Origin of the sequence: Streptomyces sp. NPDC058195 (assembly GCF_042883525.1) — a bacterium.
Lineage (GTDB): Bacteria > Actinomycetota > Actinomycetes > Streptomycetales > Streptomycetaceae > Streptomyces.
This window is the reverse complement of record NZ_JBHVVM010000081.1, coordinates 1-1957: the sequence shown is the minus strand read 5'-3', so window position 1 is coordinate 1957 and position 1957 is coordinate 1. Positions and strand designations below refer to the sequence as shown.

The window sequence follows — 1957 nt, the reverse complement described above, 5'->3', positions numbered from 1 at the left end:
CATCGCTCGCCTCCACAACCTCACCCTCGCCGGATGACCGGGAAACAACGCTGATCAACCAGCATGCCGTAGATCATTTACGGGACAGCACTTAGCACGAGTCTCAGCCAGCCAACAAGGGTTCCTTTTCGGTCGGTTGACTCGCGATATGCGCGGCTGTCGTTCTCCGGCTTGACAGTGACCTGCGGTGGGAACGGTAGTATCCCGACGGTTCCGGCCAGCCTGGATTGTCGCGTCGTGTGCTTGACAAGAGCCTCCCAGGCAGAGGCAATTGCGCAGTCTTTCCCTGAAGGGCCGTGATGTCCGACTCGGCCCCAGTTTTGAGGAGGCAGAGGTGGCGAACCCCTTCGATGATGCGGAATCCGGATATGTGGTCCTGCGCAACAGTGAGAACCAGTATTCCCTCTGGCCTTCATTTGCTCCGGTTCCGGAGGGATGGGAGACCCTTCTGCCGGAGGGTACGCGGAAGGCGGCTCTCGACTACATCAACGCCCACTGGAAGGATATTCGGCCGGTCGGTGCGGTCGAGTAGGCGGAGGCGGTGAGAGCACCTGAAAGGGACGTCATTGCGCACAGATCTGTCGGTTCTGCGGGAGCGCTCCTTCCTGCTGCTTTTCGCGGCCCGCTCCATCTCCCTGGTGGGCAATGCGATCGCGCCCGTAGGGATAGCGTTCGCCATTCTCGCCATGCCGGACGGTTCGGGCTCCATGGTGGGACTGGTCCTGGCCGCCCGGCTGACCGCCCAGGTGGTGTTCCTGCTGTACGGCGGTGTCCTCGCCGACCGGCTCCGGCGCGACCGGGTGATGATCTGGGCGGACCTGGTCGCGGGCGCGGCCCAGGGGGCGGTCGCCGTCCTGGTGCTCACCGGGGCGGCCTCCGCTCCCAGGCTCGCGGTCCTGTCCATGGTGAGCGGCGCCGCCACCGCCCTGTTCACCCCGGCGTCCCGTGCGGTGACCGTCCAGCTGGTGCCCAAGGAGAGAATCCAGTCGGCCAACGCGCTGGTGCAGCTGTCGATGAACGCGGGCAGCATCGGCGGGGCCGCGGCCGCGGGCGTGCTCATCACCCTGCTCGGACCCGGCTGGGCGCTGGCCGTGGACGCGGTGACCTTCCTGGTCTCCGCGATGCTGCTGACCGGGATCCGGCTCAAGGACCAGGGGGGCGAGCAGCGGGCGGACGGCGGACTGCTGGCTCAGCTGAAGGACGGATGGCGGGAGTTCACCAAGCGGCAGTGGGTATGGACGATGGTCGGCCAGCTGGCGCTGGCGAACGTGTGTGTCGCCGGCGGCTTCTACGTCCTCGGGCCGGTCGTGGCGAAGGAGCACCTCGGCGGCGCGTCCGCGTGGGCCACCGTGATGACCGCCCAGGCGATCGGATTCGCGGTGGGAAGTCTGGCGGCCCTGCGGATGCGGCCCCGTCGGCCCGTCCGGACCGCCGCTCTGTGCACCCTGGGCTTCGTGCCGCCCTTCGTCTGCCTGGCCGGTGCCGCACCGGCCGGAGTGATCGCGGCAGCGATGTTCCTCACCGGCATGTGCGTCAGCCTGTACGACATCACCTTCCAGACCGCTCTGCACCGACGCATCCCGGCTGAGTCGATCTCGCGGGTGATGTCCTACGACTCGCTGGGATCGTTCCTCTTCATGCCGCTCGGTCTGGCCGTCGTGGGGCCCGTCGCGGGTCTGGTGGGCGTCGGGACGACCCTGGTCGCCGCAGCGTCCGTGATCGCCCTGACGGCGCTCCTCCTGCTGGCCCTGCCCAGCATCAGGAACGTGCGCGACGAGGTGGAGCAGCCGGTGGGGAGCCTCGGGCCCAGCCCGCAGCCGCACGGGTGACAGCAGGGCGCAGGGCGGACATCGAACAGCGCCATCACCGCGGGAGCCGGGCCATGACGGCACCGCGTGAGCACCACGAGACAGCCGGGCCGCCGCCTTCCGCGAGCGGCACCCCGCTCGCGGAAGGT

2 protein-coding genes are annotated in these 1957 nt (G+C 68.4%); both read left to right on the top strand.

Annotated elements, in window-relative coordinates; translation table 11 throughout:
• Positions 1-334: 334 nt before the first annotated feature.
• Positions 335-532 (top strand): MbtH family protein, encoded by a 198-nt coding sequence (locus ACFVWY_RS35605; protein WP_389879051.1) that lies wholly within the window; start codon positions 335-337, stop codon positions 530-532.
• A gap of 34 nt (positions 533-566) precedes the next feature.
• Positions 567-1829, top strand: a complete 1263-nt coding sequence (locus ACFVWY_RS35600; protein WP_389879050.1) for an MFS transporter — start codon at positions 567-569, stop codon at positions 1827-1829.
• The last annotated feature ends 128 nt before the right edge of the window (positions 1830-1957 follow it).